This window comes from Streptomyces sp. NPDC005070, from assembly GCF_053600395.1.
In genome coordinates, this window is record NZ_JBSFZS010000152.1 from 1 (window position 1) to 15,043 (window position 15,043).

12 protein-coding genes and 2 pseudogenes are annotated in these 15,043 nt (G+C 71.1%); 10 read left to right on the plus strand and 4 right to left on the minus strand.

Annotation, left to right across the window (positions count from 1 at the left end; genetic code table 11):
- The 4 genes and pseudogenes from ACWEBX_RS32820 to rhaI form a co-directional block, all read right to left on the minus strand.
- Positions 1-94: pseudogene (locus ACWEBX_RS32820) on the minus strand (SpoIIE family protein phosphatase); the annotation flags it as partial.
- Positions 94-783: pseudogene (locus ACWEBX_RS32825) on the minus strand (FGGY family carbohydrate kinase); the annotation flags it as partial. The pseudogenes ACWEBX_RS32825 and ACWEBX_RS32820, both read right to left, overlap by 1 nt.
- Entirely contained in the window at positions 780-2,819 is a 2,040-nt protein-coding gene (locus tag ACWEBX_RS32830) for a bifunctional aldolase/short-chain dehydrogenase (protein ID WP_451888416.1), read from the minus strand. The gene ACWEBX_RS32830 and the pseudogene ACWEBX_RS32825, both read right to left, overlap by 4 nt.
- Before the next feature lie 210 nt (positions 2,820-3,029).
- Positions 3,030-4,190, minus strand: coding sequence for an L-rhamnose isomerase (gene rhaI / locus ACWEBX_RS32835; protein ID WP_451888417.1), 1,161 nt, complete (start codon positions 4,188-4,190; stop codon positions 3,030-3,032).
- 269 nt (positions 4,191-4,459) lie between these two features.
- Between rhaI and ACWEBX_RS32840 the strand changes: the two genes are divergently transcribed.
- From ACWEBX_RS32840 to ACWEBX_RS32885, 10 genes are all read left to right on the plus strand, one after another.
- Positions 4,460-5,977: a sugar ABC transporter ATP-binding protein gene (locus ACWEBX_RS32840; RefSeq protein ID WP_451888418.1), complete on the plus strand. Its 1,518-nt coding sequence runs from the start codon at positions 4,460-4,462 to the stop codon at positions 5,975-5,977.
- Positions 5,978-6,059: 82 nt separating this feature from the next.
- Positions 6,060-7,100, plus strand: a complete 1,041-nt coding sequence (locus tag ACWEBX_RS32845) for an ABC transporter permease (protein WP_451888419.1) — start codon at positions 6,060-6,062, stop codon at positions 7,098-7,100.
- Positions 7,093-8,088 (plus strand): ABC transporter permease, encoded by a 996-nt coding sequence (locus ACWEBX_RS32850; RefSeq protein WP_451888420.1) that lies wholly within the window; start codon positions 7,093-7,095, stop codon positions 8,086-8,088. Before ACWEBX_RS32845 ends, ACWEBX_RS32850 begins: the two co-directional genes overlap by 8 nt.
- A gap of 66 nt (positions 8,089-8,154) precedes the next feature.
- Positions 8,155-9,240 (plus strand): rhamnose ABC transporter substrate-binding protein, encoded by a 1,086-nt coding sequence (gene rhaS, locus ACWEBX_RS32855; protein ID WP_451888421.1) that lies wholly within the window; start codon positions 8,155-8,157, stop codon positions 9,238-9,240.
- 64 nt (positions 9,241-9,304) lie between these two features.
- The gene (locus ACWEBX_RS32860; protein WP_451888422.1) at positions 9,305-9,625 is read left to right on the plus strand and encodes an L-rhamnose mutarotase; all 321 of its coding nucleotides are present in this window, start codon (positions 9,305-9,307) and stop codon (positions 9,623-9,625) included.
- Between the two features lie 140 nt (positions 9,626-9,765).
- Complete coding sequence (locus ACWEBX_RS32865; protein WP_451888423.1) at positions 9,766-11,190, plus strand: BNR repeat-containing protein; 1,425 nt, start codon at positions 9,766-9,768, stop codon at positions 11,188-11,190.
- Between the two features lie 79 nt (positions 11,191-11,269).
- Positions 11,270-12,295 carry a LacI family DNA-binding transcriptional regulator gene (locus ACWEBX_RS32870; RefSeq protein WP_451888424.1) on the plus strand — a complete coding sequence of 342 codons (1,026 nt, stop codon included), beginning with the start codon at positions 11,270-11,272 and terminating at the stop codon, positions 12,293-12,295.
- A gap of 135 nt (positions 12,296-12,430) precedes the next feature.
- On the plus strand, positions 12,431-13,732 hold the full coding sequence (locus ACWEBX_RS32875) for an alpha/beta fold hydrolase (RefSeq protein WP_451888425.1): 1,302 nt from the start codon (positions 12,431-12,433) through the stop codon (positions 13,730-13,732).
- A 56-nt stretch (positions 13,733-13,788) separates the two neighbouring features.
- Positions 13,789-14,622 carry an enoyl-CoA hydratase/isomerase family protein gene (locus ACWEBX_RS32880; RefSeq protein ID WP_451888426.1) on the plus strand — a complete coding sequence of 278 codons (834 nt, stop codon included), beginning with the start codon at positions 13,789-13,791 and terminating at the stop codon, positions 14,620-14,622.
- 56 nt (positions 14,623-14,678) lie between these two features.
- The coding region (locus tag ACWEBX_RS32885; RefSeq protein ID WP_451888427.1) for a sigma factor at positions 14,679-15,043 on the plus strand (365 nt) is incomplete at its 3' end.

The window sequence follows — 15,043 nt, forward strand, 5'->3', positions numbered from 1 at the left end:
CCCCGAGCGGCATCCCGGGCGGCACGTCGAGCATCAGCGCGGTCTCACCGGGCTCGACCAGCACGGGCGGCAGGTGGCCCGCGTTGGCGAAGGTGTCACCGGCACCGGGCCCCTCGCCCCGGTCTCCTCCAGCACGCGCGGCAGCAGGGTTCCGGCCGGGTCGCCGGGACGGCGCAGCGGCGGGAACAGCCGCAGATCGATGCCGAGCCGTTCCGCGAGGCCGTACGACCAGTCGCGGGTCCTCGGATTGATCAACTGCGTGGTGGAGGCGTTGGTGAGCTCGGTGCCCATCTCGCCCGTGAGCCAGTAGGCGAGCAGGTCCGGGATGAGCAACAGATGCCGGGCCGCGCCGAGTTGGGCGGAGGAGCGGGCCGCCGTGAGCTGGTACAGGGTGTTGAAGGGCGCGTACTGCAGCCCGGTCGCTGCGTACAGGTCGGCGGCGGGCAGGCTCGCCCACACCTTCTCCGCGACTCCCTCGGTGCGGGCGTCGCGGTAGTGCACCGGGTTGCCGAGCAGTGCTCCGTCGGCGTCCAGCAGACCGTAGTCCACCGCCCAGCCGTCGATGCCGACGGAGTCGACGCGCCCGGCCGCGCGCAGGCCGTCGAGGACACCCGCGTACAGCCCGAGGACGTCCCAGCGCAGCCCCTCGGGGACGCGGACCGGCCGGTTCGGGAAGCGGTGCGCCTCGGTCAGGTCGAGCGTGCCCGGGCCGACGCTGCCGACCATGACGCGCCCGCTGGACGCGCCGAGGTCGACGGCGGCGAACCTCTTGCGGGCCGTCATCGCAGGAAGGCGGCGGCGACGCCGGCGTCGACCGGGACGTGGAGCCCCGTGGTGTGCGTCAGGTCCCCGCCCGTCAGCGCGAACACGGCGGCCGCGACATGCTCCGGGAGCACCTCCCGCTTGAGGATGGTCCGCTGGGCGTAGAACTCGCCGAGCTTCTCCTCCTCGACGCCGTACGTCGCCGCCCGCTGCGCGCCCCAGCCGCCCGCGAAGATGCCGGACCCGCGCACGACACCGTCCGGATTGACCCCGTTGACCCGGATGCCGTGTGCACCCAACTCGGCTGCCAGGAGCCGTACTTGATGGGCCTGGTCGGCCTTGGTCGCGGAGTAGGCGATGTTGTTCGGGCCCGCGAAGACCGCGTTCTTGGACGCGATGTAGACGACATCGCCGCCCAGCTTCTGCGCGATCATGACCCGGGCCGCCTCGCGCGAGACGAGGAAGGAGCCCCGCGCCATGATGTCGTGCTGGAGGTCCCAGTCCTTCGCGGTGGTCTCCAGGAGCGGCTTGGAGATGGAGATCCCCGCGTTGTTGACCACCAGGTCGACCCCGCCGAAGGCCAGCACCGCGCTCTTGAAGGCCTCGGCGATCTGCTCCTCGGAGGTGACGTCCACGGCGACGGCCACGGCCTTGTCGGGGCCCCCGAGCTCGGCGGCGACCCGCTCGGCGCTGCCGGCGTCGAGGTCGGCGACCACCACGCACGCGCCCTCGGCCACCAGCCGTTCGGCGATCGCCCGGCCGATCCCGCTGCCCGCTCCCGTCACCAGGGCGACCCGGGTGGCGAGCGGCTTGGGCTTCGGCATCCGCTGGAGCTTCGCCTCCTCCAGGGCCCAGTACTCGATGCGGAACTTCTCCGACTCCTCGATTGGCGCGTACGCCGAGACGGCCTCAGCCCCGCGCATCACGTTGATCGCGTTGACGTAGAACTCACCCGCCACCCGAGCCGTCTGCTTGTCCTTGCCGAAGGAGAACATGCCGACCCCGGGGACCAGCACGATCGCCGGGTCCGCTCCACGCATCGCGGGGGAGTCGGGCAGTGCGTGCCGCTCGTAGTACGCGGCGTACTCCACGCGGTACTCGGCGTGCAGTTCCGCGAGCCGTGCGACTGCTTCGTCGAGGGAGGCGGCCGGCGGGAGGTCGAGCACGAGCGGCCTGACCTTGGTGCGCAGGAAGTGGTCAGGACAGGAGGTGCCGAGAGCCGCGAGGCGTCCGTGTTCGGCGCGGGCGAGGAAGTCGAGCACCTCCTCGGAGTCGGTGAAGTGGCCGACGTGCGGGCGGTCCTGGGAGGCGATGGCCCGGATGTGCGGGGCGAGCGCGGCGGCCCGCTCGCGGCGTTCCGTCGGGGCGAGCGCCTCGTACCCCTCGACGACGGGCCCGAACGGTTCCGCCTTCCCCCGGCCGGCGAGGAAGGCCTCGGCGGTGCGGATGACGTAGAGCGAGTTGCGCTCGCACTCCTCGGCGGTGGCGCCCCACGCGGTGATGCCGTGGCCGCCCAGGACGCAGCCGACGGCCTCCGGGTTGTCCTCCTTGACCGCCGCGATGTCCAGCCCGAGCTGGAATCCGGGCCGCCGCCAGGGAACCCACACCACGCGGTCGCCGAAGCACTCGGCGGTCAGCTTCTCCCCGTCGGCCGCGCAGGCCAGCGCGATCCCCGAGTCGGGGTGCAGATGGTCGACGTGCGGGGCGTCGACGAGCCCGTGCATCGCCGTGTCGATGGAGGGAGCGGCGCCGCCCTTGCCGTGCAGGCAGTAGTCGAACGCGGCGACCATCTCGTCCTCGCGCTCGACGCCCGGGTACACCGCGGTCATGGCGCGCAGCCGGTCGAGCCGCAGCACCGCGAGTCCGGCCTCGGTGAGGGTGCCGAGGTCTCCGCCGGACCCCTTCACCCACATCAGTTCCACGTCACCGCCGGTCACGGGGTCGGTGTCGGTGCCCTTCGCGGAGGTGTTGCCGCCCGCGTAGTTGGTGTTGCGGGGATCGCCACCGAGCCGGCGCGACCGCGCCAGCAGAGCATCGGCTTCGGGATGGGGTGCCATGTTCCAGGTCCTTAGGAAGAGGGTGTACGTGACTGGGGAGGAACCCGAGCGGGAGCGCCCCGCCAGGGGCGCGGGGAACGGCGCGACCGGCCACGACGAGACGCGCGCTCCGCGGATCAGGGGGCGGGGCAGACGCGACACGGCGGGCCGACCGGGCCGAGCCCGCCACGCCGGGTAGCCCTCCCCGGGGAGAACGCCCCGCGCCAACGGCTAGGCCCCCCACCCCGCCTGGGTCCCCCCGACCCGCTCCGCCGCGATCCGCTCCGCGTAACCGGACCGGTGGTACGCGGCCACCGGATCCGGGTCGAGCCCCAGCTCGGTGCGGACCTCCGCGAGCAGCGGCCGGACGTCCGTGTTGTAGGCGTCCATGAGCACCGCGTTGGCGGCCAGCACATCCCCGCTCCGCTGGGCCTCGGCGAGCGCGCTGCCGTTGACGAGGAGCGCCTTGGCCGTGGCCTCCTGCACGTTCATCACGGACCGGATGATCGCCGGGATCTTCGCCTCGATGTTGTGGCACTGGTCGAGCATGAAGGCGACGTCCGGGGTGAAGCCGCCGCCACGGATCACCTCGTACATGATCCGGAAGAGCTGGAAGGGGTCGGCCGCGCCGACCATCAGGTCGTCGTCGGCGTAGAAGCGGGAGTTGAAGTCGAAGGCGCCGAGCTTGTTCTCGCGCAGCAGCGTGGCGACGATGAACTCGATGTTGGTGCCGGGGGCGTGGTGCCCGGTGTCGACCACGACCTGCGCCTTGGGGCCGAGCTTGAGGCAGTGCGCGTACGCCGTGCCCCAGTCGGGGACGTCCGTGGCGTAGAAGGCCGGCTCGAAGAACTTGTACTCGAGGAGCATCCGCTGGTCGTCGCCGAGCCGGGCGTACACCTGCGCCAAGGCCTCCGCCAGCCGGTCCTGGCGTGCGCGGAGGTCGTCCTGGCCCGGGTAGTTCGTCCCGTCGGCGAACCACAGCTTCAGGTCCCGCGAACCCGTCGCGTCCATGATGTCGACGCAGGCGAGCAGGTGGCCGACGGCCTTGCGGCGCACCGCGGCGTCCGGGTGGCAGACGGAGCCGAGCCGGTAGTCGTCGTCCTGGAAGGTGTTGGAGTTGATCGCGCCCAGCTTCAGACCGCGCTCCCCGGCGTGCTTCGCCAGCGCCGCGTAGTCGTCGGTCCTGTCCCAGGGGATGTGCAGCGCGACGGTCGGGGCCGCGCCGGTGAACTCGTGCACCGTGGCCGCGTCGTCCAGCTTCTCCCACGGCGTCCGGGGCACACCCGGTTGCGCGAACACCTTGAATCTGGTTCCCGAGTTCCCGTACGCCCACGACGGCGTCTCGACGGCCTGGGTCTTGAGCGCGGCCTTCACCGCGGCGAACTCGGTCACTTCGGGCTCCTACGACTTCGGATGCGGCAGCTTCATGGAAAGGGCTGCTCTGAAACGATTCAGCAGCGAAGTTATGAGCCCCCCGGAGGGCTGTCAACCCCTTCGGCGTGGACCGATCACCGTGACCCTCTTGTGACACCGGACCGTCGAAGAATTTCGACACGAACCCATTGACGCGACCTGGGTGGCATGCCTAACGTCCCGGCAACCCAATTGAAACCTTTCACGACGCTGTGGGCCGCCCCGCCGGCGTCGTCGAGGAGCCCCTCATGACCCACCCGTCCGACACGGGACCGGCCCCGGTGCTGGCACTGAAGGACCTCTCGAAGTCCTTCGGCGCCGTGCGCGCCCTGCGGGACGTGTCCCTGGAACTGTTCGCCGGCGAGGTGCACGCGCTCGCCGGAGAGAACGGCGCGGGCAAGTCGACCCTCATCAAGACGCTCGCCGGCGTGCACCGACCGGACGCCGGTCAGGTGCTGCTGGACGGCGAACCCACCGTCTTCCACGGTCCCGCCGACGCCCGCGACGCGGGCATCGCGGTGATCTACCAGGAGCCCACGCTCTTTCCCGACCTCTCCATCGCCGAGAACATCTTCATGGGCCGTCAGCCCCGGCGGGCGTTCGGCCGCATCGACCACAGGGCGACCCACGCGGCGACCGCCGCCCTCATGAAGCGCCTCGGCGTCGAACTCGACCCAGAGCGTCCGGCGCGCGGACTGTCCATCGCCGACCAGCAGATCGTCGAGATCGCCAAGGCGCTCTCCTTCGACGCCCGTGTCCTGATCATGGACGAGCCGACCGCCGCCCTGACGGGCAGCGAGGTGGCCCGGCTGTTCGGCGTGGTCCGGGCGCTGCGCGAGCAGGGCTCCGCGGTGCTGTTCATCTCGCACCGGCTGGAGGAGATCTTCCAGATCTGCGGGCGCGTCACGACCTTGCGCGACGGGGCCCTGATCTCCAGCGAGCCGCTGGAGGGCATGACGGAGGACGACCTCGTACGCCGGATGGTCGGCCGCGATCTCGACGAGCTCTACCCCAAGCAGGACGTCGAGGCGGGCGAAGTCGCCCTCAGCGTGCGGCGGCTGACCCGGGAGGGCGTCTTCACCGACATCTCCTTCGACGTGCGGCGCGGCGAGATCGTCGGACTCGCCGGGCTCGTCGGCGCCGGCCGTACGGAGGTCGCGCGGTCGGTGTTCGGCGTGGACCGCTGGGACGCCGGAGAGGTGGAGGTCGACGGCCGCGCGCTGACCAACGGCGCCCCCTCCGTCGCCATGGCGGCCGGACTCGCCCTCGTCCCCGAGGACCGGCGCGCCCAGGGCCTGGTGATGGACATGTCCATCGAGCGCAACATCGGCCTGACCGGGCTGCGTACGACGGCCAGGGCGGGCCTCATGGACCGCGGGGCCGAGCGCAGCCGGTCCCTCGACTGGGCGGTCAGGCTCCAGGTCAAGTACGCCCGGATCGCCGACACCGTCGCCACGCTCTCCGGCGGCAACCAGCAGAAGGTCGTCCTCGCCAAATGGCTGGCCACCGGCCCCAGGGTGCTGATCGTCGACGAGCCGACCCGTGGCATCGACGTCGGCACCAAGGCCGAAGTGCACCGGCTGCTCGGCGAGTTGGCCGCCGACGGGGTGGCCGTCCTGATGATCTCCTCCGATCTGCCCGAGATCCTCGGCATGGCCGACCGCGTGCTCGTGATGCACGAGGGCCGGCTCACCGCCGAGATCCCACGCTCCGAAGCCACCGAGGAATCCGTGATGGCCGCCGCCACCGGGAGGGCCGCCGCATGACAGCCGTCGAGAGGGCCGCCCGCACGACAGTCATCGAGAGGGCTGCCCGAATGACCCCGATCGCCCCCCGGAGGGCCGCCGCATGACGGTCACCGCGCCCACCCCCGCCCCCGCCACCGAGGTGCCCAGGTCCAGCGGCACCCGCCTGGTGGACCGCGTCTTCAAGATGCGTGAACTCGCCATCCTGGCCGTCTTCCTGGTGATGATCGCCGTCACCCAGCTCGGCAACAGCGAGTTCCTGTCCGAGCAGGGCATCAAGGACCTGCTGCTCAACGCGACGATCCTCGTGCTGGTCGCCACCGGCCAGTCACTCGTCGTCATCACCCGCAACGTCGACCTGTCGGTCGGCTCGACCCTCGGCATCAGCGCCTTCGCGGCCGGCACCTACCTCCAGGGCGGCGGCAACCCCGTCGTCGCGGTCCTCCTCGCGGTGCTGCTCGGCGTCGGCTGCGGACTGGTCAACGGCGCGCTCGTCAGCCTCGGCCAGGTACCCGCCCTCGTCGTCACCCTCGGCACCCTCTACATCATCCGCGGCATCGACTCCATCTGGGTCGGCTCCCGTCAGATCACCGCGGCCGATCTCCCCGGCGGATTCGTCGACTTCGGCTCCGGCGGCCTCTCGGCGGTCCCGTACCTCGCGCTGATCGCCCTGGCCGTCCTGGTGGTGGCCGCCTACTACCTGAAGCACTTCGGCAGCGGCCGCGAGCTCTACGCGCTCGGCTCGAACCCGGAGGCCGCGCGGCTGGCCGGCATCCCGGTCCGCAAACGCATCCTGACCGCGTACGTCGTCTGCGGCGGCCTCGCCGGACTCGCGGGCGCCCTCTATCTCGCCCGGTTCGGCAACGTCGACTCCGGCACCGGCAACGGCTACGAACTCACCGTCGTCAGCGCGGTCGTGGTCGGCGGCGTCGTCTTCACCGGCGGCTCCGGCAGCGTCTACGGAGCCGCGCTCGGCGCCCTGCTGCTCACCTCGGTCAACAGCGTCCTGCCCGCTCTCGGCGTCAGCTCCGTCTGGGTGCTCGCCATCAACGGTGTCCTGCTCATCCTCGCCATCGCGGTCGACCGGATCGTCGCGCTGCGCGTGGCCTCCGCACTGAAGAAGAGGAACGCCCGCCATGGCTGACTCCGCTCTCGCGCGCGCCGTCCGCTGGGACACGGTCGTCGGCGCCCTCCTCATCGTCCTGCTGCTCTTCTCCTTCTCCTTCGTGGACGGCTTCGGCAACGTGCTCAACCTGTCGTTCCTGATCGGCAACACCCTGCCGATCGCGCTGATCGCCCTGCCCATGACCCTGCTCGTGGTGGCCGGCGAGATCGACCTGTCCGTCGCCTCCACGGCCGGGCTGTCCGGATCGGTGATGGGCGCCCTGTGGAACCAGGGCATGGCGATCGAGACGATCATTCCGCTCTGCCTGGTGCTCGGCGTGGTGTGCGGGCTCGTCAACGGCCTGCTCGTGACCCGGCTCGGACTGCCCTCCCTCGCCGTCACCATCGGCACCCTCGCCGCCTACCGGGGCATCGCGCAGATCGTGCTCGGCTCCGACGCCGTCACCGACTTCCCCACCCAGTACCAGGACTTCGCGGCCGGACGCATCGGGGACACGTTCCTCCCGCAGGCACTCCCGCTCTTCCTGGTGCTGCTCGTGATCGCCGTGGTCGTGCTGCACGCCACCCCCTTCGGGCGCTCCGCGTTCGCGATCGGCGCCAACGAGGAGGCCGCCCGGTTCGCCGGGATCCGGGTCAAGCGGCAGAAGCTGCTCCTGTTCGTCGCGACCGGCCTCATGGCCTCGCTGACCGGGGTGTTCTGGACCCTGCACTACGCCAGCGCCCGCTACGACAACGCCACCGGGCTCGAACTGTCCGTCGTGGCCGCCGTTCTGCTCGGCGGTATCGACTTCGACGGCGGCAAGGGCACGCTCGGCGGCGCGATCGCGGGCGTCTTCCTGCTCGGCTCGCTCCAGAACGTGATGAGCCTCCTCAACGTCTCCGCGCAGTCGCAGATCGTCGTCACCGGCGTCCTGCTCGTCGTCTCCGTGCTCGGCCCCCGGGTCGGGCGCCAGATCTCCGTGGCGAGGGCGGGCCGCAGAGCCGCCGCCCCGACTCCGGTCCCGTAACCCCGTTCCGCTCAGCCTCGTACTCGTCACCTCGGTCCGCTCACCGTCGCAAAGGAACCCTCAGCCATGCGCAAGTCATCGATCCGCCGTACCTGTGCGGCACTCGCCGCCGTCACCTCTCTCGCCCTGGCCGTCACCGCCTGCGGCGGCACCACCAAGAACGACGTCAAGGACTCGGGCGGCTCCGGCGCCGCCGCCGGCGCCAAGGCCGACCCGAACGCGGCCACCAAGAAGGGGCTCACCGTCGGCTTCCTGCCCAAGGCGGTCAACAACCCGTACTTCACCTCCGCGGACAAGGGCGGTGAGAAGGCGCTGACCGAACTGGGCTCGAAGTACAAGGAGGTCGGCACCAACAGCGCCACCGACACCAGCGGCCAGGTGAGTTACGTCAACACGCTCACCCAGCAGCAGGTCGACGCGATGGCGGTCTCCGCGCAGGACCCCGGTGCCCTGTGCACCGCGCTCAAGCAGGCCATGACGAACAAGATCAAGGTCGTCACCTACGACTCCGACACCAAGGCCGACTGCCGCAACGCCTTCGTCTCGCAGGCGAGCGCCGAGGACCTCGGCCGCACCGAGGTGCAACTGCTCGCCGAACAGATCGGCTACAAGGGCGAGATCGCGATTCTGTCCGCCGGGCAGACCGCCACGAACCAGAACACCTGGATCGACTACATGAAGGAGGAGCTGAAGGACCCCAAGTACAAGGACGTCAAGCTGGTCAAGGTCGCCTACGGCAACGACGAGGCCCAGCAGTCCTTCCAGCAGACGCAGGGGTTGCTCCAGGAGCACCCGAACCTGAAGGGGATCATCTCTCCGACCACGGTGGGCATCAAGGCTGCCGCCCAGTACCTGTCCGGCTCCAAGTACAAGGGCAAGGTCAAGCTGACCGGCCTCGGCACCCCCAACGACATGCGCAAGTATGTCAAGAACGGCACGGTCGAGGGCTTCGAGCTGTGGGACCCGGCCAAGCTCGGCGAGCTGGCCGCGCGCACCGCCGTGGCGCTCGCCTCGGGGCAGATCACCGGCAAGGAGGGCGAGACCTTCAAGGCCGGCGCCATGGGGTCCTTCACCATCGGCAAGGACGGTGTGATCAGCCTCGGCAAGCCGACCGTCTTCGACGCGAAGAACATCGACCAGTTCGACTTCTGACGTCCCGCCGGGCCGGCGCTCCCACGGTGGGCCGGCCCGACTCCCAGGCCCCGGAGGGTCATCGGTGCAGCGCGTGTGCTTTCTGCTGAAGGTCCGTGCGGACCGCCTCGACGAGTACCGCGAGCTGCACGCCGCCGTGTGGCCCGAGATGCTCGACGCGCTCTCGGCCACCGGCTGGCACAACTACTCGCTCTTCCTGCGCGAGGACGGCCTGCTGGTCGGCTATCTGGAGACCGAGGACTTCGCGGCCGCGCGGGCCGCCATGGAAGCCACCGATGTCAACGCCCGCTGGCAGAAGGAGATGGCGCCGTTCTTCACCGCGTTGGACGGCGCCAGACCCGACGAGGCCATGACGCCTCTCACCGAGGTGTTCCACCTCGCCTGACGCGGACCGCCCGGCCGACGCGTGCGCCCGCCCTCCGCCGTCTCGACGGCCGGGCTCGCGCGTGAGGTGCCGGACGTGCCGCCTCGCGTGTCCCGTACCGCCCGAACCGTCCGCCCGCAGACCGATCGAGGAGCCCGTACATGAGACGACGCACGGTACTGACGACGGCCCTGCTGGGTACCGTGGCAGCCCCCGCCCTCACGGCGGGGACGGCCCGGGCGGCCGCCCCCGGACCCTCCGTGACGCTGACCGGCACCACCCGACTCGACGCCCAGGCCCTCTACTTCGTCTCCTACGACGGGCTGGTCAACAACAACTCGTTCCAGAAGAACGGTCTGTTGACCTACCAGGGCTACCAGTACGCGGCCTGGTACACCGGTGACCGCAGCGCGGTCGTCGCCCGTCGCGTCCTGGGCGCCTCCACCTGGTCCACGATCACGCTCGGCCACAAGCTCAAGAGCGACGACTCCCACAACGTGATCTCCATGGGCGTCTCCAGGACCGACGGCAGGCTGCACCTGACCATGGACGCGCACAGCGACGGCTTCTTCTACGTCAAGTCGGTGGCCGGGCTGCTCGACCGTCCCGCGTCGACGGCCTGGACGCCGGCCGTCCTCGGGGCCGTCCAGACCTCCCTGGACGGCCTGGCGCTCACCACGCAGTTCACCTATCCGCAGTTCGTCGCCACACCGGAGGGCCGCCTCCAGCTCTCGTACCGCGTCGGCGTCTCGGGGAACGGGCGCAACGCCCTCGCGGAGTACGACGGTTCGTCCTGGACCGCGCTCGGCGAGTGGTCCGCCTCCACCGGGACCTACACCAGCGCGCACGGATCGAGCACCGCCCGCAACATGTACCTGCACGGGATCGACTACGACGTGAACGGGCGGCTGCACTCCCTCTTCACCTGGCGCGAGCAGAACGCCGCCGTGATGTGCAGCGCCGGCGGCGTCACCAACCACGACACCGGCTACGTCTACTCCACCGACCGGGGCCGGAGCTGGCGCAACGACGCGGGCACCGTCGTCGGCACCACCGGAACCTCGGGCACCGTCGCCGTCACCGACGCCGGACTCGCCGTCGACTCCCTCGATCCCGACCACTCCCTGATGAACCAGGAGAGCCAGGCCACCGACTCGACGGGACTGCCGCACGCGATCATCAGCTATGTGCCCGGACGCTTCGGACAGTGCACCACCAACTACGTGAAGGACCGTACGGCGAACGGCCGGGCCTTCCACCTCCGCAAGGGCTCCTCGGGCGGCTGGACCAAGACCGAGATCCCCCTCGCCCTGAACTCCAGCCAGCGCACCAAGCTGGTCCTCGACCGGTACGACAACGCCTACGCGATCCTGCCGTTCGGGCGGATCGCGGGCGCCTCCAAGTCCTCCGGGCACACCGACTGGACGCTCCTGTTCGACGGCGGCGGCCTGAACGCCTTCGGCGAGGTCGTCATCGACGAGACACGCGTCCCACAGGACGGGACGCTGTCCGTGATGTACCAGGAGAAGTCCACCGGCACCACGCCGTCGGCCCTGCACGTCGTCGATTTCCGCCTGCCCTCCTGACCCCTGACTCGGGCCCTCTCGCGGATAATGTGAGGGCCCGCCCGCCGCTGCTCGCTCTACTCGTGGAGGTTCCCGCCCGATGGTCCAGTCGGTGGGTATCAAGGACGTCGCCCGTGCCGCCGGAGTCTCCGTCGGCACGGTCTCGAACGTGATCAACCGCCCCGACTCGGTGGCGTCCGAGACGAGGGCCCGCGTCCTGTCCGCCATCGACCGCCTCGGCTACGTGCGCAGCGAGTCGGCACGCCAGCTCCGGGCCGGACGCAGCCGGATCATGGGTCTCCTCGTCCTCGACATGGGCAACCCGTTCTTCGTGGACGTCGCCCGCGGCGCCGAGCGCGCCGCGCGGGAGGCCGGACTCGGGGTGATGGTCTGCAACAGCGCCCAGTCCCCGAGCGAGGAGGCCGACTATCTGTCGCTCTTCGCCGAGCAGCGGGTGCGCGGGGTGCTCCTGACACCGTCCGACGCGAGCGGACGCAACATCGAGGCGTTCCGCCGCAACGGCATCCCCTTCGTGCTGGTCGACCGCGTCGCCGAGGGCACCACCGAGTGCTCGGTCTCCGTCGACGACGTGGCGGGCGGCGCGCTGGCCGTCCGGCACCTCGTGGACGCCGGACACCGCTCGATCGCGTACGTCAGCGGCCCACCCGGTCTCAGCCAGGTGAGGGACCGCCGTACGGGCGCTCTGAACGCCCTGCGCGAGGCCGGCCTCGGCCCGGAGAACCTGCGCGAGCTGCCCACCGAGCGCCTCGACGTGGCCGCCGGGCGCGACGCCGGCGCCCGGCTCCTCGGCCTCGCCGAACGGCCCACCGCCGTCTTCTGCGCCAACGACCTGCTCGCCCTCGGACTCCTGCAGGCCATGTACGCGGCCGGCGTCGGCGTGCCCGACGACCTCGCGATCGTCGGTTACGACGACATCGAGTTCGCGGCCGCCGCGGCCGTCCCGCTCACCTCCGTGCGCCAGCCGGCCGGGACCATGGGAGCCCTCGCGGCCGAGCTGCTCCTGGAGGAGATCGACGCGGAGACCGCGCCCACGCAGCACGAACACCGCCGTGTCGTGCTCCAGCCGGAACTGGTCGTGCGCCGCTCCAGCCTGGCGGCCCGCTGACCAGCGGTTCAGTTCCCCGTCACCGGCCTGCTGAGTCACTGTTCAGTTCGTCTTCCCGCTCCCCGGGCCGCGGAGCCCGGGCGGCATGTGCTCAACTGGGACGCAGCCTGGAATCCGTACGACTCGGGAGACCTGTTGACCGTCAGCTACCGCCAGCCCGGTGTCGTCCTCACCGACCACCGCTTCACTGTGCCGCTCGACCACGACCGGCCGGCGGGCGAGACCATCGAACTGTTCGCCCGCGAGGTCGTCGCGAGCGACAAGGCGCACCAGAATCTGCCGTGGATGGTCTACCTCCAGGGCGGCCCCGGCTTCGGGGCGAATCGTTTCGTCGGCCGTCAGGCCTGGCTCGACCGGGCCCTGAAGGACTTCCGCGTCCTGCTCCTCGACCAGCGCGGCACCGGACACTCCACGCCCGCCAACCGGCAGACCCTCCCGCTGCGCGGCGGCGCCCGCGAGCAGGCCGACTACCTCGCGCTGTTCCGCGCCGACTCCATCGTCCGGGACTGCGAGGCCATCCGGCCCGCACTCACCGGCGGAGCACCCTGGACCGTCCTCGGCCAGAGCTTCGGCGGCTTCTGCACTGTGCACTACCTCTCCAGCGCCCCCGAGGGGCTGAGCGCCGCCGTCGTCACCGGCGGTCTGCCCTCCCTCGACGGGCACGCGGACGACGTGTACCGCGCCGCCTACCCGCGCATCGAGCGCAAGGTCGCCGCGCACTACGCCCGCTACCCGCAGGACGTCGAGCGCGCCCGCCGCATCGCGGAGTACCTGCTCCAGCACGAGCCGGTGCTCGGCGGCGGCTACCGCCTGACCGCCGAGGCCTTCCAGTCGCTCGGCATCCTCCTCGGCGGCGGCGACGGCAGCCACCGCCTGCACTACCTGCTGGAGGACGCCTTCGTCCGCACCCCGCAGGGCCACGCGCTCTCCGACGCCTTCCAGGAGGAGGTCCAGGCGCTTCTGTCGTACGCGGGCCACCCCCTGTACGCGCTCGTCCACGAGGCCATCTACGCCCAGGACGGCCGTCCCACCGCCTGGTCCGCCGAACGGGTGCGCGCCGAGTTCCCGCAGTTCGACGCGGCCAAGACGCTCGCGGACGACGGGCCGCTGCTGTTCACCGGCGAGTCCGTGCACCCCTGGATGTTCGAGACCGACCCGGCGCTGCGCCCGCTGCGCGACACCGCCGAGGAACTGGCCGCCCGCACCGACTGGGCGCCGCTGTACGACCCGGCCCGGCTCGCCGCGAACGAGGTACCGGTCGCGGCGGCGGTCTACCACGACGACATGTATGTCGACGCCGGCCACTCCCTGGCCACCGCCCGTGCCGTCCGGGGTCTGCGCACCTGGGTGACCGACGAGTTCGAGCACGACGGCGTACGGGCCGGCGGGCCGCGCGTGCTCGACCGGCTGCTGGCGCTCACGCGCGACGACGTCTGAGACACCCGGCCTCCTCTAGGATTCTGACGGACTGTCAGAATCCTGAGGGGGTACGGATGATCGACACCACCCGCACGGACATTCCGGTGGGCGAGGAACGGCTCCGCCTCGACGTCGAGGACGGGATCGGCGTCCTCACCCTGTGCCGGCCCGCGAAGCTCAACGCGTGGAGCTGGGAGTCCACGCGCCAACTCGGCCTGTTCGCCGACCGGATCCGCTTCGACCCGTCGGTCCGGGCGGTGCTGCTGCGGGCCGAGGGGCGGGCCTTCTGTGCGGGGATCGACGTGAGCGCCCCGGGCGGCGCGATCACCGGCCGCTCGGGTGCCGAACGCGCCCGCGCCTACTACGAGGGCATCCGCTGGGCCCACGAGCGCTTCGCGGCCTTCGCGCGGCTGCCGCAGCCCGTCGTCGCGGCCGTCCAGGGCTACTGCCTCGGTTTCGGCTTCGAGCTCGCGCTGATGGCGGACATCAGAATCGCCTCCCGCGACGCCGTGTTCGCCCTGCCCGAGGCCCAGTTGGGGCTCGCCGTCGACGCCGGCGGGGACCTGCGGATCGCCCGCGAGGCGGGCGCCGGGTGGGCGAAGTACCTCGCGCTGACCGGGAGACGACTGGACGCGGCGACGGCCGAACGCCTGCACCTCGTCCAACTCGTCACGGAAGAAGCCGCGTTGGAGGAGACGGCCCGAGCCGTCGCCGCCGAGATCGCGGCGAACGCGCCGCTCGCCGTGCAGGGTGTCAAGCACGACATCGACGCGTACGCCGAAGCCCCGCTGACCGCCGCGCTCGACCGGACCGCCCTGTCGGCCGCGCTCACCCTCACCTCCGAGGACGCGGCGGAGGGGTACACGGCCAAGGGCGCCCGCCGCGCGCCCCGCTTCGAGGGAAAGTGACCCACGTGTTTTGATCGGTCACTGTTGTGTACGACGAGACAGCCAGGGGGGAACCGATGCACGACAGTGAACTTCTCGCGGACAGGTTCGAGGAGCACCGGGGCCGGCTGCGGGCGGTGGCCTACCGGATGCTGGGATCGCTGAGCGAGGCGGACGACGCCGTCCAGGAGACGTGGCTGAAGCTCGGCCGCACCGACCCGGACGAGATCAGGAACCTGGCCGGCTGGCTGACCACCGTGACCGGCCGGGTGTGCCTGGACATGCTGCGCTCCCGCACCGCGCGCCGCGAGGACCCGCTGGAGCCCTCCGGCACCTTCGTCCCCGACCCCGTCGGCCATCCGGGCGCAGTCGCCGCGCAGCGACGCCAGATCGCCTTCCACGTCGCCGACCGGGCCGAGCGAAGCAGTGCCGTGGACCTTGA

Coding starts and splice junctions, on each gene's coding strand:
- ACWEBX_RS32840 (WP_451888418.1), top strand. CDS start 4,460: ATGACCCACCCGTCCGACACGGGACCGGCCCCGGTGCTGGCACTGAAG.
- ACWEBX_RS32870 (WP_451888424.1), top strand. CDS start 11,270: ATGGTCCAGTCGGTGGGTATCAAGGACGTCGCCCGTGCCGCCGGAGTC.
- ACWEBX_RS32845 (WP_451888419.1), top strand. CDS start 6,060: ATGACGGTCACCGCGCCCACCCCCGCCCCCGCCACCGAGGTGCCCAGG.
- ACWEBX_RS32850 (WP_451888420.1), top strand. CDS start 7,093: ATGGCTGACTCCGCTCTCGCGCGCGCCGTCCGCTGGGACACGGTCGTC.
- ACWEBX_RS32830 (WP_451888416.1), bottom strand. CDS start 2,819: ATGGCACCCCATCCCGAAGCCGATGCTCTGCTGGCGCGGTCGCGCCGG.
- rhaS (WP_451888421.1), top strand. CDS start 8,155: ATGCGCAAGTCATCGATCCGCCGTACCTGTGCGGCACTCGCCGCCGTC.
- ACWEBX_RS32865 (WP_451888423.1), top strand. CDS start 9,766: ATGAGACGACGCACGGTACTGACGACGGCCCTGCTGGGTACCGTGGCA.
- ACWEBX_RS32880 (WP_451888426.1), top strand. CDS start 13,789: ATGATCGACACCACCCGCACGGACATTCCGGTGGGCGAGGAACGGCTC.